Genomic DNA, 22,094 nt, shown 5'->3' with positions numbered 1-22,094 from the left:
AACAGGCCGGCCACAAGGCCGCCTCGCCGTTGCTTTTGCTTTGCTTTGCTTTGCTTTGCTTTGCTTTGCTTTGCTTTGCTTTGCTTTGCTTTGCTTTTGATCTTTGGGCCCCGTTAACCACGACGGCCGAACGCAGGCATTGCGTAGTGGGCAACCCGGCATGGATGCCGGGTTAGCCGCGCTGGGCCATGGATGGCCCTTCGCGGCGGGCCCACGGAGCAATGCCGGAGTGAGGGAACACCTCGCCTTGGCGAGGTGCCGAGTGGTGGGGCCAAGACCTTTTGGTTACTTTTGGGGCGTTTGCCAAAAGTAACCCGCCGTAAGGGCGGAACCCTAAGTAGCCGTTACCGCAGCAACGGGAGGGTGTCAGAAATTTTGTGTTCGGGCATAACATGAGTAAGAGGTGCATGTATGCCAACCAAAAAGAAACCGCTTCGAGAATTACCGAAAGTCCCGAAAGAGCTTCTTGAGCAGTTTTCCGCCGCCCCGCTGATGACCGCGGAGGCCATCGAAGAGGCCTCTGCGGCGTTCAAGAAGGCGCTGATCGAGCGTGCCCTGAGCGCTGAGCTGGGCCATCACCTGGGCTATCCTCCGGGCGCGCAGCGTCCAGAGGATGAAACCAACCAGCGCAATGGCAAGAGCGGTAAGACGGTGCTGACCGGTGATGGCCCGCTCCGGCTGGATATCCCGCGTGATCGAGAGGGCAGTTTTTCGCCCATTCTTATTCCCAAGCATGAGCGCCGTTACACCGGTTTCGACGACAAGATCATCGCCATGTATGCCCGTGGGATGACGGTCAGAGAGATCCGGGCGTTTCTTTCCGAGCAGTACGGGACGGATGTTTCGCCTGACTTCATCAGCTCCGTGACCGACGAGGTGATGGAAGAGATTGGCGCTTGGCAACAGCGTCCCCTAGAGCCGATGTATCCGGTCATTTTCTTTGATGCTCTGCGGGTCAAAATTCGCGAAGAAGGTCTGGTTCGCAACAAGGCGATTTACTTGGCGCTGGGCGTTTTACCCGACGGGACACGCGACATCCTGGGTATCTGGATCGAGAACACCGAAGGGGCAAAGTTCTGGATGAAGGTATTCAACGACCTTAAGACACGCGGCGTCGAGGACGTGCTGATTGCCGTAACCGATGGCCTAAAAGGCATGCCAGAGGCCCTCAGCGCGGTGTTTCCGGAAACAACATTGCAGACCTGCATCGTGCATCTGATCCGCAACAGCCTTGATTATGCGGCCTGGGACAAGCGTCGAGAACTGGCCAAGGCCCTCAAACCGATCTATCAGGCCATCAATGCACAAGCGGCGGAACAGGCTCTGGATGAATTTGAGCGCGGGCCCTGGGGCAAGCAATATCCAACGGTTGTGGCGGCCTGGCGACGGTCGTGGGATCGAGTGATTCCATTTTTTGTTTTCCCACCCGCGATCCGCAAGGTTATTTACACCACCAATGCCATCGAGAGCATCAACGCTCAGTTACGCAAGATCATCAAGACCCGTGGCCACTTTCCGAGCGACGACGCCGCGACCAAACTGATCTGGCTGGGCTGCGCAATATCACAGCCAATTGGGGCTCGGCGGCGCATGATTGGAAAAGCGCGATGAATCAATTTGCGATTCTGTACGGAGATCGGTTCATCAGGCCGACCTGGTGAAATCAAGGCCTGCCTGGCGGCAGGCCGCTACCGGCCCGAACACAAAAAATCTGACAGTCCCAGCAACGGATATGTACCCAGCCCAGTAAGGCCGTCATCGCGAGCAGGCTCGCTCCCACAATTGGATCAGCGTACTGCCTCAGCCTTCAGTACCCCTCAGCCCCATAATCAACTACAAATTCAAACCCCACCACCCGCTCAACCCCCGTCTCCAACCGCCCATCCGGCAGGAGCCGCAACCACCGATACCCCGGCGCCTGCTCACCCACCGCAAAATCCACAGAACCAGGCACAAACTGAATACAGGTCGAAGGCGAAGCCAACAGACGCACCCCCTCACGCACCTGATCGATCTCCTGGTGCACATGACCCCAAAGCACCGCACGCACCTGCGCAAACCGATCCAGCACCGCAAACAGCGCATCTGGATTGCGCAACCCGATGGGCGCCATCCACTCACAGCCGATCGACACCGGGTGATGATGCAGACACACCAGATGATGCCGCTCCGGCGCCTCGCTCAAGGCATTGGCCAACAGGATCAACTGCTCCTCCGACAGAAACCCGGGCACCGAACCCGGCACCGCAGAATCCAGCAAAGTGATGCGCCAGTTTCCAATGTCCACCACCGGGTCGAGCAATGGGCTCTGGACCGCCGCCTGGAGCATGACTTGCGGCTCATCATGATTACCCGGAATCCAACGCGCCGGCGCCTGGATCCGCTCGCTCATGTGCCGGAACGCTTCATAGGACTCCAGCGTCCCGTCCTGGGACAGGTCCCCGGTGGCAAGCATCAGGTCAACGTTCGGCTGCTGCTTCAGGACCAGGTCAATGACCGCCCGCAGGCTGTCGCGGGTGTTCATGCCCAGCAACGAGGCGTCGGCCCCGGCGAACAGGTGGCTGTCGGACAGTTGGACCAGCAACACCGGATCGGCGGTGGTCAGGGTGGATACGCTCGGCAAATCGCTCTCTCCCAGGCGCGATCACGCCATTGGATGAAGTCGCAATTATGCTGGGGATGATCGAAAGGGGAAACCCGTGAACCGGAACCGGTTCACAGACAGCGCACCATACTAGCGAACCACTTCGAACTCGTGACCCAGCGCCAGGCAATGACTCAGCCACTCGCCCAGGAACAGATTCAACTGGGCCTTTTCGTCCGGCTGGTGCATCGAGGCATTGGGGTAAGGATAGATGCCACGAAAGCGTCTAGCATGTTCGGCGCTCACCACTTCGGCCATGCGTGCATCGTGATAGACCTGAACCTCCAACTGCGGCACTGGCAACCAGGGAAGGCTGTGCTCCTGACGCACTTGCAAGGTGGTGGTATACGGACAGGTCTGCAGCACTTCGAGCGCCAGCACCCCGAGCATCTGGTCGCCGTGGGTCACGGCGATGCGGCGCGGCGCCGGGTCGTTGCGCATGTCCGGCAACAAGCGCATCAGACGGGCATAGTTGGCCTCGCAGGCTGCCTGTAGCCCAACCAGATCGACGCGATAGCGATCGCGCAGCTTGCTTAAGACCATAGCCCCCTCACTTCATCGCGATTCAAGGCCAGCCATTGCAAGGCAATGATGCTGGCCGCGTTGCAGATCCGCCCGTCGCGCACAGCCTGCAAGGCATCCTCGAAAGCCCAGGTCTTCACGCGAATGTCTTCGGCTTCCTCTAGTAGCCCGTGCAGGCCGCCCGCCCCCGTGCTGTCGCAACGCCCCAGGTAAAGATGCACAAATTCATTGCTGCCGCCCGGCGATGGAAAATATTTGGTCATCGGCCAAAGCGCAGCGAAGTCCAGCCCAGCTTCCTCCTGCGCTTCACGATGAGCAACTTCTTCCGGTTGCTCGTCCTTATCGATCAGGCCCGCTACCAGCTCGACCAGCCAAGGGTTGGGGGTCTTGCCCATGGCGCCGACACGAAACTGCTCGATCAACACCACCTCATCACGTTGCGGGTCGTAGGGCAAGACGCACACCGCATCATGGCGCACGAACAACTCACGGCTGATTTCACGGCTCATGCCGCCGGCGAACAATTCATGGCGCAGTTGGACGCGCTCGAGCTTGTAGAAACCCTGATAGCAGCTGTCGCGTGTGACAATGTCCACGGTAGTCGGCGTGGCGTTGGCGAAATCAGTCATGGCAGTCCTCGTCTGGAGCAATCGATGCGAGGTTCCTACCTCGGCTTCGCGCCATCCTAACGCGCCCGTCCCCTTTGATGCAGCCCCTTTCCTCTCATCGGGATGGACGGCTGAAGGTGAAAGAATTCTAATGAGTCTAGTGGCGAACTGATTGCCTTGCTGACAGTCGAAGCGGGTAACTTTTTGCTTTTCCCTGTTTCATGAAGGACGCCCATGTCGCTTTTCAGAGTTGCTTCGCTGGCTGCCATTGCCCTGACACTGGGTGCTTGCCAAAGCCTGTTCCAACCCAACTACCGCACTCCGCTGGAAACCACCCGCGATGCCTCGGAGCAATTGCAGCAAGGTTGCGCCAGCGCCGACTGCCCGTTGGTGAACATCGACACTGTGCACTTTCCTGCCGAGCCGGCCCTGGACGGTATCGTCGAAAAACGTCTGCTGCAAATGACCCGCACCACACCCGATACCCCGGTGGCGCCAACGCTGGCAGCCTATCGCGAGCAGTTCTTGCGCAGCGCCGCGCCGCGCACCAGCAGCTACTTGCAGGCCAAGGTACGTGAGCAACATGACGGCCTGGTGATCATCGAGTTGTCCAGTTACCTGGACACCGGTGGCGCCCATGGCACTCCGGGGCGCGGTTTCATCAATTATTCGCGCCAGCAGCACAAGGTACTGGCGTTGTCGGACATGCTGCTGCCGGGCCAGGAAGAAGCCTTCTGGAAAGCCGTCCAAGTGGCTCATAACAGCTGGCTGATCAGCACCAAGCTGGATCAGGAGCCGGAGTTCCTGAAGCAGTGGCACTTTCAGAAAACCCAAAACGTGGCGCTGACCTACGGCGGGGTGATCCTCAAGTACGAAACCAGCACCATTGCGCCTTACGCCCTGGGCCACATCGAACTGAAGATCGCTTACCCGCGCCTCAATGGCATTCTCAAGCCCGAGCTGTTTCCCGGCCGTAGCTGAAAGCCCGGCCCAGCAACAGTTGCAGCAGCCCTGCCAGAACCAGTGACGGCAGGGTTGCGCCGATATCCGGGTAGAAATTGGCCAGCAAGTGATAAGTGCTCACCCCGCCCAACCAGGCCAACAGTGCCGGCCAGCGCAACGAAGCTGAGACCACCTGGCTGCTGCGTTTGCGCAGGATGAAGTGATCCACCAGCACCACGCCGAACAGCGGCGCGAACACCGAGCCGATCAGCAAAAGAAAGTTCTGGTACTGCGCCAACGGCGCAAAGCAGGCGATCAGGGTGCAGATGACGCCAATCGCCAACGCCAGGTGCTCGACCTTCAATCCCGATAACATGCCGCTGGATACTGCCGCCGAATGGATATCGGCGAAAGCATTCTCCGACTCGTCCAACAGAATCAACAGCAGCGGGATGCCCAATCCCGCGCCCGCCAGGGCCAGCAACAGCGCATTGACTTCACCGCTCGGTGCGAACGCCAGGGTGTAGGCCACGCCCAGGCTCATCAGCCAGAAGTTACCGATGAAGAACCCCAACGCCGTGCCGCCAAAGACACTGCTGGCGCGCTTGCCGAAGCGCGAGTAATCGGCGATCAGCGGGAGCCAGGACAACGGCATGGCAATCGCAATATCAAAGCCCACGGCCAAGGGCATCGAACCGTCACCGGCCTGGGCCCACAGTACTGCCAGATCGGCCTTGGCGAACAGGTTCCAGGTCAGCCAGGTGCACGCCGCCAGCAGCAGCCAGATACCCCACTTGCGCAACACTTTGCGCACGAAGGTCAGCGGCCCGCTCACCGCGAGCAAGGTGGCCAGAGCACCGAAGAACAAGGTCCACAACAGCGGATTTGCCCCGAGGCTGCCTTCGCTGAAGGCCCGGGCGCCCAGTAGGCTGGCGGCATCGCGCATGACGATGATTTCGAACGAGCCCCAGCCGATCAACTGCAGCAGGTTCAATATCGCCGGCACGCTCGCGCCCTTGCTGCCCAGGCTGAGCTTGAGGGCAGCCATGGCCGACAGCCCGGTGTCGCTGCCGATGACCCCGACTGCCGCCAGCAGCAGGACGCCCGCCAGTGTGCCGAGGAAAATCGCCAGCAATGAGCCGCTCAGGCCCAGGCCAGGTGCCAGCAAGGCACCGACCTGCAAGACCATCAGGCCGATGCCGAGGGAGAACCACAGGGAGAAGAGATCCCGTGCGCCGAAGACGCGTTTGTCCGTGGGGACGGCGATGTCGGGGGAGTAGGTGCTGGGTTGGATGTTCAAGGGTGTTGTCTCAGAGGATATCTGTTGTTTTAGCGACCGCTATCGCGAGCAGGCTCGCTCCCACAAGGGGCCGGTGGCAGACACAGGGTTCGTGCACACCGCGATCCATTGTGGGAGCGAGCCTGCTCGCGATGGTGGCGGTGAAGACACCGCCACCATCAGCTCGGATCACACTTTCTTGTAAAGCTGACTACCTTCCTGCTTGAACCGCTCAGCCTGCTCCGCCATCCCCTGGGCGACGTCCACATCCACCGCTTCGATGCGCTGGTTGGCCGCATACTCGCGGACTTCCTGGGTAATCTTCATCGAGCAGAACTTCGGCCCGCACATCGAGCAGAAATGCGCGACCTTGGCCGAGTCCTTCGGCAGGGTTTCATCGTGGTACGAGCGAGCGGTGTCCGGGTCCAGGCCGAGGTTGAACTGGTCTTCCCAGCGGAACTCGAAGCGCGCCTTGCTCAAGGCATTGTCGCGGATCTGCGCCCCCGGGTGGCCTTTGGCAAGATCGGCCGCGTGGGCGGCGATCTTGTAGGTGATGATCCCGGTCTTCACGTCATCCTTGTTCGGCAACCCCAGGTGTTCTTTCGGGGTCACGTAGCAGAGCATGGCGCAACCGAACCAGCCGATCATCGCCGCACCGATGCCGGAGGTGATGTGGTCGTAGCCCGGCGCGATGTCGGTGGTCAGTGGGCCGAGGGTGTAGAACGGCGCCTCGTCGCAGCACTCCAGCTGCTTGTCCATGTTCTCCTTGATCAACTGCATCGGCACGTGGCCAGGGCCTTCGATCATGCACTGCACGTCGTGCTTCCAGGCGATCTTGGTCAGCTCGCCGAGGGTTTCCAGCTCACCGAACTGCGCTTCGTCGTTGGCGTCGGCAATCGAGCCCGGACGCAAGCCATCGCCCAGCGAGAAGCTGACGTCGTAGGCCTTCATGATTTCGCAAATGTCTTCGAAGTGGGTGTAGAGGAAGTTTTCCTTATGGTGCGCCAGGCACCACTTGGCCATGATCGAACCGCCACGACTGACGATGCCGGTAACGCGCTTGGCGGTCATGGGCACATAGCGCAACAGCACGCCAGCGTGGATGGTGAAGTAGTCGACGCCCTGCTCGGCCTGTTCGATCAGCGTGTCGCGGAACAACTCCCAGGTGAGGTCTTCGGCCACGCCGCCGACTTTTTCCAGGGCCTGGTAGATCGGCACGGTACCAATCGGCACTGGCGAGTTGCGGATGATCCACTCGCGGGTTTCGTGGATGTGCTTGCCGGTAGACAGGTCCATCACCGTGTCCGAACCCCAGCGAATGCCCCAGGTCAGCTTCGCCACTTCTTCTTCGATGGACGAACCCAGTGCGCTGTTGCCGATGTTGCCGTTGATCTTCACCAGGAAGTTACGGCCGATGATCATCGGTTCCAGTTCGGTGTGGTTGATGTTGGCCGGGATGATCGCGCGGCCCCGAGCGATTTCGTCACGGACGAATTCCGGCGTGATGATTTTCGGTACGCTGGCGCCGAAGCTGTGACCAGCGTGTTGCTGATCCAGCAGACCGGCGGCGCGGGCCACTTCCAGCTTCATGTTTTCGCGGATGGCGACGTATTCCATCTCGGCAGTGATGATGCCTTTGCGTGCGTAGTGCATCTGGCTGACGTTGGCACCAGGCTTGGCGCGACGCGGATTGTTCACGTGGGCGAAGCGCAGCTTGGTCAGCTCGGGGTCGGCCAGGCGCTCCTGGCCGAAGTTGGAACTCAGGCCAGCCAGGCGCTCGGTGTCGCCACGGGCTTCGATCCACGGCGAACGCACGTCGGCCAGGCCTTTGCGCACGTCGATGATCACGTTCGGGTCAGTGTACGGGCCCGAGGTGTCATACACCGTCACCGGCGCATTGATCTCGCCACCGAAGTCGGTCGGTGTAACGTCGAGACTGATCTCGCGCATTGGCACGCGGATATCCGGGCGGCTGCCCTGGACATAGATTTTTTGCGAGCGGGTAAAGGGCTGAACCGATTGCTGATCGACCTGGGCCGAATCACTGAGGTTGATCGCGTTTTTTGATTTTGTCGTCATCACGGGTTCTCCAGACACACATCCAGGCAGTGGATTTTTGTCGGAGCGAACCTGTAGCGAATGGACGCAATCCTGCACGACGGTGCGGATGCTGTGCTTGATGCACGAGTGTGTTCGACGGTCGAACAACATCCCGGACGAAGCACAAGAGGACTCGCCGGGTGACGAGAAATCTTGTTCCCTACGCAGGCGCTAACCTGATCAGGTTCAACGGGATCCGAAATTATTCGATCTCAGCCTCATAGCAAGGCACCCCGACAAGAACCTGGCCAGTCTAGACACAACCACCGCAGAACGCCATCACCGCAGCAAAAGGCGTGATGAATGGCGCATATACAGGATTGTTGCCGTGCCCGTGCGCAACTACACTCGCTACGCCGCGCCTCTTGTGCGCAATCATTTGAGAAGTAGGGATCGCCTCATGCTGCGCAAACTCTCACTGGCCCTTGCCGTGTCTTGTGCGTCCAATGGAATGGCCTGGGCTGCCGAAGCGCCCTTATCCACCCGGACCGATCTGGTGAGCGTGTACCAGGAAGCGGTGGATAACAACGCCGACCTGGCCGCTGCCCGCGCCCAGTACGGTGCCCAGAAAGAAGTGGTGCCCCAGGCCCGCGCCGGGTTGTTGCCCAACCTGTCGGCCGGTGCCGACCTCAACAACACCCGTACCGAGCTCGACCAGCCGGCGCTGACTGCCACCCGCAGCGCCACGGTTTACCAGGCCACGCTGTCCCAGCCCCTTTTCCGGGCCGACCGCTGGTTCCAGTTGCAGGCGGCAAAATCCGTCAACGAACAAGCGTCGCTGCAATTGTCGGCCACCGAGCAGAACATGATCCTGCAAAGCGCCGAGAGCTATTTCAACGTGCTGCGCAGCCAGGACAATCTGGCCTCGACCAAAGCCGAGGAAGCAGCTTTCAAGCGTCAACTCGACCAGTCCAACGAACGCTTCGACGTGGGCCTTTCGGACAAGACCGACGTGCTGCAGTCCCAGGCCAGCTATGACACGGCCCGAGCCAACCGGATCATTGCCCAGCGTCAGGTCGAGGATGCATTTGAAGCACTGATCACCCTGACCAACCGCCGGTATAACTCGATCCAGGGGATTGTCCACACGCTGCCGATACTGCCGCCGGTCCCGAATGATGCCAAGGCCTGGGTCGACACCGCGGCCAGGCAGAACCTCAACCTGCTGGCCAGCAACTACGCCGTCGACGCCGCTGAAGACACCCTGCGTCAACGCAAGGCCGGTCATGCGCCCACGCTCGACGCGATAGCCCAGTACAAGAAAGGCGACAACGACGGCCTCGGCTTTACCAACCCGAGCCCGACCGGCCAGCGTTACGGTGGCGATGCCGAGCAGCGCACCATTGGCCTGCAGTTGAGTATCCCGATCTACAGCGGCGGGCTGACCAGTTCCCAGGTTCGGGAGTCCTACTCGCAACTCACCCAGACCGAACAGCAACGCGAAGGCTTGCGCCGGCAGGTGGTGGAAAACACCCGCAACCTGCATCGCGCGGTGAACACCGACGTGGAACAGGTCCAGGCGCGGCGCCAGTCGATCATCTCCAACCAGAGCGCGGTGGAGGCCACGGAGATCGGTTATCAGGTGGGGACTCGCAACATCGTTGACGTACTCGATGCCCAGCGCCAGCTGTACACTTCGGTGCGCAACTACAACAACGCCCGCTACGACTACATCCTCGACAACCTGCGCCTCAAGCAGGCTGCCGGCACCCTGAGTCCGGCCGACCTGCAGGACCTGTCACGCTACCTCAAGCCGGACTACAACCCGGACAAGGACTTCCTGCCGCCAGACCTGGCACAAGCAGCAGAGCAGCAGTTGCGCTCAAGGCCGGGGCAGTAATCCAGCGGCACGTCTGTGGCGAGGGGATTTATCCCCGCTGGGCTGCGCAGCAGCCCCAAAACCTGATAGTGCGGTGTGTCAGGTAGTTTGAAGGGGGGCGCTTCGCACCCCAGCGGGGATAAATCCCCTCGCCACAAGAGCAATGATCACCGGCCGGAAATCAATCGCCCCAACCCCTCCAGCAACCGCTGCAACGCGCCCTGATTGGTGCGCATCACCTTCAATCCCGCCTCGGCCATGCGCTGTGCATCCCGGGGCAGTTCGAACAGCCGTTGTATCGCCAAGGCCAGGCTTTCGGCATCTTCGACCTCCTGCAAGGCCCCGGCGCTGCGCAGTTGCGCGGCGATTTCGAGGAAGTTGAACAGGTGCGGCCCGCTGAGCACCGGTTTCGACAGCGCAGCCGGTTCCAGCAGGTTGTGGCCGCCGTTGGGCACCAGGCTGCCGCCTACGAACGCGCTATCGGCCAATGCATAGAGAAACAGCAACTCGCCCATGGTGTCGCCCAGCAGCACCGAGACTTGTGCGGTAACGGGTTGTGCGCTGGAACGCCGGACCGTGGCAAGACCTTCGCTTTCACACAACTGGTGCACGGCGTCGAAGCGCTCGGGATGACGCGGCACCAGGATCAGCAATGCATCGGGGTAACTGTCGAGCAGCCGACGGTGCGCGGCCAACACCACCTCATCCTCGCCCTCATGGGTGCTCGCGGCGATCCAGACCGGGCGATCCGACGCCTGCCATTGGTTGCGCAGGGCACTGGCGTTTTCGAGCAGTTGCGGGTCGATGGTCAGGTCGAACTTGATCGAGCCGGTGACCTCGACAGTGTCCGCACGGGCGCCCAACTGGCGGAAACGTTCGGCCTCTGCTTCGGTCTGGACGGCAAACAGGCTCATCTCGGCAAGCATCGGCCGGGTGAGTTTGGGGAAGCGGGCATAGCCCCGGGCCGAACGCTCCGACAAACGCGCATTCGCCAAGGCCACGGGAATACCGCGCTTGGCGCATTGATGGATGTGGTTGGGCCACAGCTCGGTTTCCATGATCACCGCCAGCGTCGGCCGCACCCGATTGAGAAAACGCCTGGCAGCACAAGGCAAGTCGTAAGGCAAATAACAATGCTGAATGCGCGGCTCATTGGCGAATAACGCCTGGATCCGCTCCGAGCCCGTGGGCGTCATGCAGGTCACCGTGATCGGCAACTGTGGATAACGTTGCAACAGGGCGCGAATCATCGGCGCGGCGGCGATGCTTTCGCCCACCGACACTGCATGGACCCAGATGCCTCCCTGTGTCATGACCGGCAAGCCCCAGGAGAACCGCTCGCCGATGCGCCGGGCATACGCCGGCGCCTTGCGCGCCCGTAGCCACAGCCGAATCGCTACCAGTGGCAGCCCCAGGTAAAACAATGCGCTATAGAGAATTCTGTTCATGGCGGCGGAGTTTATCGGTTTTTCAGCCGATCGCCTGCAACTGCACGGCAAAACGTTCCGCCAGCCAGCGCGCAGCCGGGCCCAGGGGCTCGTCGCGGCGCCAGACCAGCTCAACCACCAGCGCTGGCGGGGTCCATTCACTGTTGAGTTCGACCATGTCGCCCAGGTACGCCGGATACTGCACCACGTGCCGCGGCAGCCAGGCCCAGCCCAGGCCACTTCTCAGCCATTCGGCCAGGACGTAGAAACTGTCGGCGCGCCAGACCTGCGGGCTGGCCTGCTCGCTGCCGGGGTAGACGCTGGACTGGGTCGCCATCAGCAACTGCCGGTGCCGGGCCATTTCCCGGCAGGACACGTAGTCGTGGTTGGCCAGCGGATGCCCTTTGCTACACACCGTGACCATCTCGACGCTGCCCAACACTCGGCGCTCCAGCGCTTCGGGGATCTGGTCGTGGTAGAACAACAAGCCCAGGTCAGCGCGACGCTCCACCAGTTTGCGCGCCACATCGCCCTGGGCGGCACTGGCCAGTTGCACCTCAAGGGTGGGGAATTGCTCGGCCAACGCCGCCAGACTGTCGATGACCGGTTGATAGGGCATGGCCTCGTCCTGGGCCAGGCGCAGCGACGCTTCCTGCCCGCGCATCAAGGCCAAGGCCCGGCCATTGAGCCGTTCGCACTGGCGCAACACTTCCCGCGCTTCTTCCAGCAATGCCTCTCCAGCATCGGTGAGCTTCGGTTGGCGGCCGCTGCTGCGCTCGAACAGGCTGACACCTAAATCGGCTTCCAGAAAGGCAATCGCGCTGCTGACAGCCGATTGGGCCTTGCGTTGATCCCGGGCCACGGCAGAGAACGAACGCTGTTCGGCGACGCCCACGAACAGTCGCAATTGCTCAAGATTCCACTCAACGTTCATGACCCAACCTATCTCATTAACAGATAGGTAATGACTTTACCGCATCTAGCCACGCACTAGAATGGCGACATCGAAAGACGCAACAGTCAAAGAGGTCTCGCCCATGAATGCCTACTACTACCTCGCTATCGCCATCTGCGCCGAAGTGATCGCCACCGTTTCGATGAAAGCGGTGAAAGGCCTGAGCACGCCCCTGCCTCTGGTGCTGGTGATCGCGGGCTACGGCATCGCTTTCTGGATGTTGACCCTGGTGGTGCGCAGCGTCCCGGTGGGCGTTGCGTATGCGGTCTGGGCCGGGATGGGCATCGTCATGGTCAGCGTCGCGGCGCTGTTCATCTACGGGCAGAAGCTGGACGTGCCGGCGATGCTGGGAATGGCGCTGATTGTGCTGGGGGTTGTAGTGATTCAACTGTTCTCCAAGACCGCCGGACATTAAGGAACACGAAACACCTCTGCATGGAATACGTTGTGGCGAGGGGATTCATCCCCGCTGGGCTGCGCAGCAGCCCCAACCTGACAGCGCCGGGTTGTAAAATCGCATGAACAGGGGCGCTTCGCACCCCAGCGGGCGATGCGACGTTTCGCTAAATCCCCTCGCCACAGGAGATCTTCCTCGCCACAGTTTTGGCGGCTGCCCCTGAATGGGTGGCCAAACTCAGTTCATCGAGTCTGTATACTGCGCCTTCGTCTTGAACACTGAGGTCGCTGCATGCCATCCGTTATTTCCACCGACGTGCTGATTGTCGGCGCCGGAGTCGCCGGCCTCTGGCTCAATGCACGCCTGCGTCGCCTGGGCTATTCGACCGTGCTGGTGGAAAGTGCCAGCCTCGGCGGTGGGCAGAGCGTCAAATCCCAGGGCATCATCCATGGCGGCGCCAAATATGCGCTGCATGGTGCCCTGACGGGCGCCTCGGAAGCCATCGCTGACATGCCGCGCCGTTGGCGCGAAGCGCTCGGTGGCGACGGCGAGCTGGACCTGTCCGGCGTGCGCCTGCTGTCCGAAGCCCATTACCTATGGTCTCCCGGCACCCTGGCCGGCAATCTCACCAGTTTTTTCGCCAGCAAGGCCGTGCGCGGGCGGGTCGACCAGGTCAAGGGCGAGCAACTGCCACCGGCCCTGCAGGACAAGCGTTTCAAAGGCAAGGTCTATCGCCTGGCTGAACTGGTGGTGGATGTTCCCAGCCTGATCGCACGCCTGGCGGAACTGGCTGGTGACAGCCTGCTCGCTGGCCAGCACATCGAGCCGCTGCGCGAAGCCGGCGAACTGGTGGGCCTGAAGGTTGACGATCGCGAGATCCGTGCCCAGCGCATTGTCCTCAGTGCCGGAGCCGGTACCGCCGACCTGCTCGCGGCCTTGGGCCTGGACCAGCCAGCCATGCAGCGCCGTCCGCTGCACATGGTGCTGGTCAAGGGCCCCAGCCTCAAGCCGCTGTATGCCCATTGCCTGGGAGGCGGGCCGAAGCCGCGCATCACCGTCACCACTCACCCGGCCGCAGATGGCCAATGGGTCTGGTACCTGGGCGGTGACATCGCCGAAGCCGAGGGCGTAGCCCGCGAGCCCGCCGCGCAAATCGCCACCGCGCAAAAGGAACTCGGACAATTGCTGCCCTGGGTCGACCTCACCACCGCGCAATGGGCCACCCTGCGGGTCGATCGCGCCGAACCGCTGCAATCGGGCCTGACCCGTCCGGACAACGCTTTCCTCGCCGAGCAGGACCGCCTGCTGGTGGGCTGGCCGACCAAGCTGGCCCTGGCCCCGGACTTTTCCGACCGGGTGATTGCCGCGCTGCAACAGGGCGGCATCACTCCCTGCCACCCGGCCCCACTGCCGGAGCTGCCGAAGCCGCCCATGGGCGTGCCGGCCTGGGAGCAGCTGCTGCCATGAGCCAACCGACCCTGCATGAGTTCTATCGCCTCCTGGGCACCCACGGCCCGAAGGTTTCCCCCCTGGGCCTGGGCACCGTCAAACTCGGGCGCGACCAGGGAGTCAAGTACCCCAGCGGTTTCCGGATTCCCGATGACGACGAAGCGCGCATGCTGCTCAAGTTGGCGCGCGACCTGGGCATCAATCTTATTGACACCGCACCGGCGTATGGCCGCAGTGAAGAACGCCTCGGCCCGCTGTTGCGCGGTCAACGCCAGGACTGGGTGATTGTCAGCAAGGTTGGCGAAGAATTCAGCGATGGGCAGTCGCGCCACGACTTCAGTGCCGCCCATACCCGACTCTCCGTGGAGCGCAGCCTCAAGCGCCTGGAGACCGACTATATCGACCTGGTACTGGTGCACTCCGACGGTAATGACCTGGCAATACTCAACGACAGCGAGGTCTACCCGACCCTGGCGACGCTCAAGCGCGAGGGCAAGATCGGTGGCTTCGGCTTCTCCGGCAAGACCGTCGAGGGTGGCCTCAAAGCCCTCGAACAGGGCGATTGCGCCATGGTTACCTACAATCTGAACGAACGAAGCGAAACCGCTGTCATTGACTACGCTACCGAGCACGGCAAAGCCATCCTGGTGAAGAAGGCCCTCGCCAGCGGTCACGTCTGCCTGAGCCCCGGGGTTGATCCGGTCCAGGCCAGCTTCGAACTGTTGTTTGAGCATCCAGGGATCGCCAGTGCTATTGTCGGCACCATCAATCCGCTGCACCTCGCCCATAACGTCGCGACCGTAGCCAAGGTCCTACGTAAAAACTGACGCCGCTTCACGCGGTTTTTAGCAGGAGCCGATATGCCGCGCACGCTCATCAGGAAGAACCCGAGCAACTTCAAGACACTGCCGCTGTTCGTCGAAGCGACGCCGGAAGGCCTGACCTACCAAAGCGTCGGGATGCCGCTGAACTTCGCCCAGACCTTGCAACGCCGTCGCCCCGTGACGGTGGCCGATGCAGAACGTTTTTCCCTGGAGCTGGCAAACCTGGGGGTCTCGGTGCGCCTGACCCTGCAGTGGCAGAACCGCGACTATTGGGTGTTGGTGCGCCAGCGTCGGCAGGATCGCGGAGATGTGGTACTCAAGCTGATTTCCGGCTATGTCCCCGCCCACGAACTGAACCTGCCTCTGCACACCGCCACCCAGGAAATTGCCGAAGAATGCCTGCTGGAAACTCCCGAAGGCTGGCTGGGTGGGCGTTTCAACGAAACCTGGCTGCCGGCCCCCTACGCTGCAGCGCTGCATTATCGCGAAGCCTTGCCGTTTCGCCTGACGCCGCTGTCGGGCTCGGCCCGTCCGGTGCGTAGCGCCAACCTGCAATTGATCGAGCGGCCACGGGCTTATGTGCACCTGCCGACAGCGTCGCTGCAGCTGATCTACGATTTGCGCCTGGAAGTGCCCAAGGAAGCCAAGTCCCTGAGCCTGTTTCACGTCGATGAACGCCTGGAGGGCGACCAGCTAGTGGCACGCCTGGACCGCAAGCGTCCCGATCTCTACCTGATGCCGCTGCACGACGGCCAACCCTTGCCAGAGCTGTATACCCTGAAAAAGGATCAGCTGTACCCCGCCAGCACCCGCGGGCTGTATCTGGCCGAGAGTTTCGCCAGGCAGGATGGCTGGCTGGTGCGAGACGAACGGATTCGCTGGAAAGACTGGCTGCGCCAGCAAGGGATGACACCACCGGGCAAGGAGTCAGGCCTCACCCGCTTGAGGGGCAAGGCCAGGCAATTGCTGAAGAAAATCGTACCCCGCAAGGTGGCTCGCTAGAACAGGCATAGCGATGTACCGGTGAATGAGGGGGTACTTCGCCCCCCAACAAGGATAGTCCTCTCGCCACAAAGCTAGCTGCGGAGTACTTCAGTTACTGCGGATCTTTTCCACAATCGCAGTCGTCGAGCTGTTTTCCACCAGGCCCAAGACCTTCACGGTACCGCCGTATGCAGTGACGATGTCCGCGCCTACAACCTGGTCGATCCCGTAGTCGCCGCCCTTGACCAGCACATCCGGCCTGACCTGACGCAACAGGTTCTCCGGCGTGCCTTCGCTGAAGCTGATCACCCAATCCACCGCGCCCAGACCGGCCAGGACCGCCATGCGCCGATCAACGCTGTTGATCGGGCGGCCTGGGCCTTTGAGACGACTTACCGACGCATCGTCATTGACCGCGACGATCAGCCGATCGCCCTGGGCACGAGCCTGTTCCAGGTACGTCACATGACCCGCGTGCAGAATGTCGAAACAGCCATTGGTGAAGACGATTCTTTCGTTGTGGGCACGGGCATCGTCGACGGCAAGCAGCAGTTGTTCCAGACCCAGCACGCCGCGCTCGGAGCCTTCTTCGCGCTGGATGGCGCGACGCAGTTCCGGCGCACTGATGGCCGCCGTACCGAGCTTGCCGACGACAATACCCGCCGCCAGGTTCGCCAGGGCCACGGCATGGGGCAAGTCCTCGCCAGCCGCAATCGCCGCGGCCAGTGTGGAAATCACGGTATCGCCGGCACCCGTCACATCGAACACTTCACGGGCACGCGCAGGCAAGTGCAACGCCGGGTGATCGGGACGCAGCAGAGTCATGCCATGTTCGCCACGGGTCACCAGCAAGGCACCGAGGTCGAGGTCGCGCATCAACTGTGCGCCTTTGCTCACCAGCTCATGCTCGTCGGCGCAACCGCCGACGATGGTTTCGAACTCGCTGAGGTTCGGCGTGATCAGGCTCGCGCCCCGGTAAATGGAAAAATCCTTGCCCTTGGGGTCGGCCACCACCGGAATGCCACGGGCACGGGCGGCCTGGATCAGCGACTGGTTGTTTTTCAACGCGCCTTTGCCGTAGTCCGACAGCACCAGCACCTTGACGCCCTCAAGCAATTGATCGACCTCGGCACCGAGGGCCAGAGGATCAGTGGCAAAAGGCTCTTCGAAGTCGATCCGCAGCAGTTGCTGGTGACGACTCATGACACGCAGCTTGACGATAGTCGGCTGATGCGCAATACGCTGAAAAATCGCCCGCACCCCAGCACCCTTGAGGCTGTTGCTCAGGGTTTCTGCGGCCTCATCGTCGCCGGTCACGCCCACCAGGGAGGCCGGTGCACCGAGGGCAGCAATGTTCAGGGCGACGTTGGCGGCGCCGCCAGGGCGATCCTCGATGTGCTCGACCTTGACCACCGGAACCGGCGCCTCAGGGGAAATCCGTGAGGTACCGCCATGCCAATAGCGGTCGAGCATGACATCGCCGACCACCAGAACAGGGGCTTGATCGAATCGCGGCATGGACAACTTCATGGAGCATCCCACATACAAAATGAACAGGGGCGCGATATTAGCACAGGGTGGGCCAAGGCTCGTCCATGGCAACCAGGTGCTGCGCCTTTATTCCTTTTGCAGCAATGCCAGAAGCCGGTCACAAGCCTGGGACAGCTCAACCTCGCTGGTATTGATTTCGCATTCGGCCGCCAGGGGCGCTTCGTAGGGGCTGTCGAGCCCGGTGAAATTCCTGATCCGCCCGGCGCATGCTTCACGGTACAGCCCCTTTGGATCGCGCTCGGCACAAATCTCGAAAGGCGTGCTCACATACACCTCCACGAAGGTGCCTTCGCAGAACAGCCGGCGGGCCGCATCACGATCAGCGCGAAACGGAGAAATCGCCGCGACGATGACAATCAGGCCGGCCTCGACCATCAAGCGCGCCACCTCGGCAATCCGTCGGACATTTTCCTTGCGAGCCTCGTCATCCATCCCCAGGCCACGGCACAGCCCCTGGCGCAGATTGTCGCCGTCAAGCAGGCAGGTGTGGAAACCCTGCTCATGAAGCTGCGTCTCGAGAGCATTGGCCAGCGTCGATTTGCCGGCTCCCGACAGTCCGGTCAGCCAGATACAACGCGGCCGCTGGGATTTCAGCGCAGCCCGCTCAGCAGGCGTAACGGCCAGCGTGTAGGGACGGATCTGCGTCTGTTGCGTCACAAGCTTTGACCTCTCATTCATAACCGAGCATCTCGTAATCACGCTGGTACACCCGTCGTACCAGCCGTCGGGTACGTACCGAACATATTTCCCGGACCGGCAGCGATGCACGTTGCTGGGTGCGGTTCACATGGGGCAACGTCATGGGCAGTCCCAGATGCTCGCACACCCACCGATAATCACGATCCAGATACTCCTGATAACCGATGAAATCCATCGCCAGGTGGCCGAGGGAATCGGTGAGAAAATCCGTCTGGGCGGCGAAATGCAACTGCCGCGTGATGTTCTCCGGATGCAGCCAACGGGCAACGAAATCATCGAAGTCACGATACTGGCTGACCAGCCTCTGCGCGGCATGATCACGTTGCCCCAATTTATTACCTCGCAGGAAAGCATAGGCCGAATACGTACGCTCCAGCGGATCACGAACAAAAGCGAACTTGAAGCTGGCGGCATACTGCGCAGGAAATTGCTCTTCGTACCAATACAGCGGCAGATGTCCGGGGCTGTAGCCATTGAACATGCCGATGCAGACACTACTACCGGCACACTTGGGCACATGGACAAACAGACAGCCACGTTGGGTGAAGGCTTCGGGGAAACGGCAATTGGCCGACATCGACTTGTTGACCACCTGTCTATCGACAATCGACAAGCGACTCAACAGGAATGAGCGCTGCGACTTGGGCAGCAGCTTCCATAGATAACGTTGCAGCATTCGAGTACCCGCGCGAAATGGATGGCCCTTACGATCAATGAAGCTCGTTCAGGGAAAGTCCTGTAGCCAGAACCTTACCAAGCACGGCACGCGGGTTTATTTCGAATTGGTTGTTACTGGTAACAACTTCCATACAAACCCCTGTGAGCGTCGACTTGCCCTCACAGGGGATCTATACAGAACTCAGGCAATATTCTCGGCGGGAGCATCCAGCCCCATGGCGTGGAGACGTGCGTAGTAACCGTTCTGCGCCAGCAGTTCGCCATGAGTGCCGCGCTCGACGATACGGCCTTGATCCATCACCAGAATCAGATCAGCCTTCTCGATAGTCGACAGCCGGTGGGCAATGACCAGGGTCGTGCGACCTTTCATCACTTGATCCAGCGCTGCCTGGATATGCCGCTCGGACTCGGTGTCCAGCGCCGAAGTGGCTTCGTCAAGAATCAATAGCGGAGCGTTCTTCAACAATGCCCTGGCAATGGCCAGGCGCTGGCGCTGGCCGCCGGACAACAACACCCCGTTCTCTCCAACCTCGGTGTCCAGGCCCTGGGGCAGTTGTTCGATGAAGTCCATGGCGTAGGCGTCCCGGGCGGCCTTTTCAATGTCTGCCCGTGGCGCACCGGCCAGGTCGCCGTAGGCGATGTTGTTGGCCACCGTATCGTTGAACAGCGTGACGTGCTGGGTCACTTGGGCGACATGACGGCGCAGGTTACGCAGTCGATAGTCCTCGATTTCAACGTCATCGAGCAGGATCTCGCCAATATCATGGTGGTAGAAACGTGGAATGAGGCTCGCCAGGGTCGATTTTCCGCTGCCTGAACGTCCTACCAGTGCAACCATCTGCCCGGGTGTGGCCGTGAAACTGATGTCCTTGAGCACCTCCCGACCGGCGCCGGGGTAGGTGAAACTAAGGTTTCGCACGTCGAGACGACCGCTGATGCGCTCCTGCTCGACCGTGCCGTTGTCGACCTCCGGCTCGACGTCCAATTGCTCAAAAATACTTTCGGCACCGGCCACGCCTTTCTGGATGGTCGAGCTGACTTCCGAGAGCTGGCGAATCGGCTTGGGCAACAGGCCGGCGGCCGTGATGTAGGCCACCAGGTCACCGGCCGTCGCGTCACCGCGCAGGAACAGCACCAGGAACATAAGGGCAGCCATGGCGGTGTAGATCACTAGTTGTAACATCGGCGTATAGACAGCGCCTGTGCGGGTCATGCGCAACTGTTTATCGGTATTACCCTGGCTGGCGCGGGCAAAGCGCTCCTCTTCGTAGGACTCGCCGCCAAAGCTTCGCACTACCCGGTAGCCCTGGATGGTCTCGGACGCTACGTGGGTCACGTCGCCCATGGCGACCTGGATCTTCTTGCTCTGCTTGCGGAATTTCTTGCTGGTATTGCTGACCATCATTGCGATCAACGGCAGGATCGCCAGCATTACCAGAGTCAACTGCCAGTTCATCCATATCAGGTAAGCGAAGAGGAACACCACGGTGAGCCCTTCACGGATGACCACCTTGATAGCATCGGTGGCCGCCCCGGTGACCATGGTCACGTTAAACGTGATGCGGGAAATCAGATGCCCGGAATTGTGCGTATCGAAGTAGCGGTTGGGCAGCACCAGCAACTTGTTGAACAGCTCAATCCGCAGGTCGTGTACCAGCCCCAATGAGACCTTGGCCAGGTAGTAGTTACCCAGGAACGAACCCAGACCCTGCCAGGCGGCGATCAGGATGATCAGCAGCGGGACCGCCATCAGCAGCTTCAGGTCCTTGAGGTATGGCACGTTGGGAAAGAGCACCGCGTCGGGATTGCTCAAGCCATCGACGAAATATTTGAGGATCCCGGCCAGCATGGGCTGGGTGGAAGCAAATATCACGAAGCCCACGATACTCAGCAGGAAGATGCCCACGTAGGGTTTGACGTATCCCAGCAGCCGAAAATAGATCTTCAGGCTGGAATCCTGTTCCGCGTTAGGCGGTGCGTCACTCATCGTAGGGCTCACTGGTTAGGAAGAACGCGGAATTTTATCACAGCCTTCAGACTTGACCTGCGCCCAGGTCAAAACGCTGGCCAGGCCAATCGGCAACCAACTGATGAACCATTCGGCGCGCGGGGTGCCGGTCAGGCTCGCAGCGTCGAACTGCATCGCCAGGAACGAAAATATCCACATGCCGAGTACGCCCCGCCCCAGCAGGCTGTCACGGGCTCGCCAGGCTTCACGCAGCACAGCGAACCAGACAATGCACCACAACGCCAGTCCCGGCAACCCGAGCAGAATGGCGACATGGCTGAACAGATTGTGCGCGTGGTCGAAAGGGCGGCCGAGAGCCATTACCTTGTAGTCACTCGCCAATCCGAGACCACCCCACGGACGTTCGGCGATCATGTGCAGGCTCGACATGAAGATCTCGGGTCGGTAAGAGGATCCACGCGCCATTACCAGCGGCTCGAGCAGCCAGAAAGTCAACATCGCCAACACCAGCGCCGTGGCGGCAATGACGCGGGAACGCGGGTCCCGACAGTAGATCGGCATGGCCAGGACGCTGAGCAACAAAGCCAGTGCTGCGCCACGACTCTGGCTCATCACGACAAATATTCCCAACAGTGCCAGGGCCACCGCCCAAAGGACTTGCAGCCCAATGGAACGCGGCATCCAATGCAGCATCCAGACCGCCGCCAACCCGATCACATAACCACCAAGAATCGGGTGGGATAACTCACCCAGGCCTTCCAGGCGCGCAACCAGGGGTTTGTGCTCAATGCCATAGAAATGAATGATCGCCATCAGGGCCGTCAGGGAAAGCCCCACGCCGCCCCATTGCATGATCCGAATCACTCGCTCAGGCTGGCCGTCGGCAAGGATCGGAAAAAACAACAGAAACACCAGGATGTAGAGCAGTCGCTTGGCTTCATGTGCGGGCTTTGGTGCCTCGGCCCAGACCAGAGTGATCAGCGCCCAGACCGCCAGCGCCAGCAATGCCGTACATATCAGGCGTTGGGCACGCCACAGCTCTACTAGCCGAGGACGCGACGACCAGGCGAATACGAGCGCCGGCAGCCAGACGAACAGAACCAGTCCCTGCTGATAAATCTTGTTGCTCGGTGCCAGGGCTATCGCCAGCAGAAACCATAACAAGCCAAAAACCATCCATCCCTTCGCCCATCGTGCTGCGTGCATCTTTGCTCCTAAACGATTCACCTGCCAAACCGGCATGGTTA

18 protein-coding genes, 1 pseudogene and 1 riboswitch are annotated in these 22,094 nt (G+C 61.0%); of the genes and pseudogenes, 7 read left to right on the top strand and 12 right to left on the bottom strand.

Annotation, left to right across the window (positions count from 1 at the left end; all coding sequences use genetic code 11):
- The first annotated feature begins 411 nt into the window (after window positions 1-411).
- Window positions 412-1,661: pseudogene (locus QZH45_RS03475) on the top strand (IS256 family transposase).
- Between the two features lie 146 nt (window positions 1,662-1,807).
- Here the strand turns inward: QZH45_RS03475 and cpdA are convergent.
- The 3 genes from cpdA to QZH45_RS03460 all read right to left on the bottom strand — a co-directional run bounded on the left by cpdA (window position 1,808) and on the right by QZH45_RS03460 (window position 3,795).
- Window positions 1,808-2,623, bottom strand: coding sequence for a 3',5'-cyclic-AMP phosphodiesterase (gene cpdA / locus QZH45_RS03470; RefSeq protein ID WP_055134895.1), 816 nt, complete (start codon window positions 2,621-2,623; stop codon window positions 1,808-1,810).
- A gap of 111 nt (window positions 2,624-2,734) precedes the next feature.
- Window positions 2,735-3,187: a DUF1249 domain-containing protein gene (locus tag QZH45_RS03465; protein ID WP_024781420.1), complete on the bottom strand. Its 453-nt coding sequence runs from the start codon at window positions 3,185-3,187 to the stop codon at window positions 2,735-2,737.
- A complete protein-coding gene (locus tag QZH45_RS03460; RefSeq protein ID WP_024781421.1) occupies window positions 3,178-3,795 on the bottom strand; it encodes an NUDIX domain-containing protein in 618 nt (205 codons plus the stop codon). Before QZH45_RS03460 ends, QZH45_RS03465 begins: the two co-directional genes overlap by 10 nt.
- Window positions 3,796-4,008: 213 nt before the next feature.
- Between QZH45_RS03460 and QZH45_RS03455 the strand changes: the two genes are divergently transcribed.
- The gene (locus tag QZH45_RS03455) at window positions 4,009-4,755 is read left to right on the top strand and encodes a DUF3298 domain-containing protein (RefSeq protein WP_024781422.1); all 747 of its coding nucleotides are present in this window, start codon (window positions 4,009-4,011) and stop codon (window positions 4,753-4,755) included.
- On the opposite strand, the gene cytX is transcribed toward QZH45_RS03455, so the two are convergent.
- Complete coding sequence (gene cytX / locus QZH45_RS03450; RefSeq protein WP_053193281.1) at window positions 4,724-6,016, bottom strand: putative hydroxymethylpyrimidine transporter CytX; 1,293 nt, start codon at window positions 6,014-6,016, stop codon at window positions 4,724-4,726. The two genes, QZH45_RS03455 and cytX, sit on opposite strands and share 32 nt — an antisense overlap.
- Before the next feature lie 168 nt (window positions 6,017-6,184).
- Window positions 6,185-8,074, bottom strand: coding sequence for a phosphomethylpyrimidine synthase ThiC (gene thiC / locus QZH45_RS03445; RefSeq protein ID WP_024781424.1), 1,890 nt, complete (start codon window positions 8,072-8,074; stop codon window positions 6,185-6,187).
- A 161-nt stretch (window positions 8,075-8,235) separates the two neighbouring features.
- A riboswitch (TPP riboswitch) is annotated at window positions 8,236-8,341 on the bottom strand.
- 154 nt (window positions 8,342-8,495) lie between these two features.
- Between thiC and QZH45_RS03440 the strand changes: the two genes are divergently transcribed.
- On the top strand, window positions 8,496-9,935 hold the full coding sequence (locus QZH45_RS03440) for a TolC family outer membrane protein (protein WP_024781425.1): 1,440 nt from the start codon (window positions 8,496-8,498) through the stop codon (window positions 9,933-9,935).
- A 146-nt stretch (window positions 9,936-10,081) separates the two neighbouring features.
- Here the strand turns inward: QZH45_RS03440 and waaA are convergent, their stop codons facing one another.
- A complete protein-coding gene (gene waaA / locus QZH45_RS03435; protein WP_024781426.1) occupies window positions 10,082-11,362 on the bottom strand; it encodes a lipid IV(A) 3-deoxy-D-manno-octulosonic acid transferase in 1,281 nt (426 codons plus the stop codon).
- 22 nt (window positions 11,363-11,384) lie between these two features.
- The gene (locus QZH45_RS03430) at window positions 11,385-12,275 is read right to left on the bottom strand and encodes a LysR family transcriptional regulator (protein ID WP_024781427.1); all 891 of its coding nucleotides are present in this window, start codon (window positions 12,273-12,275) and stop codon (window positions 11,385-11,387) included.
- 103 nt (window positions 12,276-12,378) lie between these two features.
- Here QZH45_RS03430 and QZH45_RS03425 point away from each other — a divergent pair, with 103 nt between their 5' ends.
- The 4 genes from QZH45_RS03425 (at window position 12,379) to QZH45_RS03410 (ending at window position 15,968) form a co-directional block, all read left to right on the top strand.
- Window positions 12,379-12,711, top strand: coding sequence for a DMT family transporter (locus tag QZH45_RS03425; RefSeq protein WP_024781428.1), 333 nt, complete (start codon window positions 12,379-12,381; stop codon window positions 12,709-12,711).
- A gap of 273 nt (window positions 12,712-12,984) precedes the next feature.
- The gene (locus tag QZH45_RS03420) at window positions 12,985-14,160 is read left to right on the top strand and encodes an NAD(P)/FAD-dependent oxidoreductase (protein WP_069018389.1); all 1,176 of its coding nucleotides are present in this window, start codon (window positions 12,985-12,987) and stop codon (window positions 14,158-14,160) included.
- Window positions 14,157-14,969 (top strand): aldo/keto reductase, encoded by an 813-nt coding sequence (locus QZH45_RS03415; RefSeq protein WP_024781430.1) that lies wholly within the window; start codon window positions 14,157-14,159, stop codon window positions 14,967-14,969. The genes QZH45_RS03420 and QZH45_RS03415 overlap by 4 nt, the downstream gene beginning before the upstream one ends.
- 33 nt (window positions 14,970-15,002) lie before the next feature.
- Complete coding sequence (locus tag QZH45_RS03410) at window positions 15,003-15,968, top strand: hypothetical protein (protein WP_024781431.1); 966 nt, start codon at window positions 15,003-15,005, stop codon at window positions 15,966-15,968.
- Window positions 15,969-16,058: 90 nt separating this feature from the next.
- On the opposite strand, the gene hldE is transcribed toward QZH45_RS03410, so the two are convergent.
- From hldE to QZH45_RS03385, 5 genes are all read right to left on the bottom strand, one after another.
- Window positions 16,059-17,480, bottom strand: coding sequence for a bifunctional D-glycero-beta-D-manno-heptose-7-phosphate kinase/D-glycero-beta-D-manno-heptose 1-phosphate adenylyltransferase HldE (gene hldE / locus QZH45_RS03405; protein WP_024781432.1), 1,422 nt, complete (start codon window positions 17,478-17,480; stop codon window positions 16,059-16,061).
- 87 nt (window positions 17,481-17,567) lie between these two features.
- Window positions 17,568-18,179 carry an adenylyl-sulfate kinase gene (cysC, locus tag QZH45_RS03400; RefSeq protein WP_024781433.1) on the bottom strand — a complete coding sequence of 204 codons (612 nt, stop codon included), beginning with the start codon at window positions 18,177-18,179 and terminating at the stop codon, window positions 17,568-17,570.
- Entirely contained in the window at window positions 18,172-18,876 is a 705-nt protein-coding gene (locus QZH45_RS03395; protein ID WP_024781434.1) for a sulfotransferase family 2 domain-containing protein, read from the bottom strand. The genes cysC and QZH45_RS03395 overlap by 8 nt, the downstream gene beginning before the upstream one ends.
- Window positions 18,877-19,059: 183 nt before the next feature.
- A complete protein-coding gene (msbA, locus tag QZH45_RS03390; protein WP_024781435.1) occupies window positions 19,060-20,865 on the bottom strand; it encodes a lipid A export permease/ATP-binding protein MsbA in 1,806 nt (601 codons plus the stop codon).
- A 15-nt stretch (window positions 20,866-20,880) separates the two neighbouring features.
- Window positions 20,881-22,053 (bottom strand): O-antigen ligase family protein, encoded by a 1,173-nt coding sequence (locus QZH45_RS03385; protein WP_053193273.1) that lies wholly within the window; start codon window positions 22,051-22,053, stop codon window positions 20,881-20,883.
- Window positions 22,054-22,094: the final 41 nt, after the last annotated feature.

The sequence above is a fragment of the Pseudomonas corrugata genome (genome assembly GCF_050920615.1).
Classification (GTDB): domain Bacteria; phylum Pseudomonadota; class Gammaproteobacteria; order Pseudomonadales; family Pseudomonadaceae; genus Aquipseudomonas; species Aquipseudomonas corrugata.
Note: the sequence above shows the minus strand (reverse complement) of the source record. Positions and strands in the feature narration are given on the sequence as shown.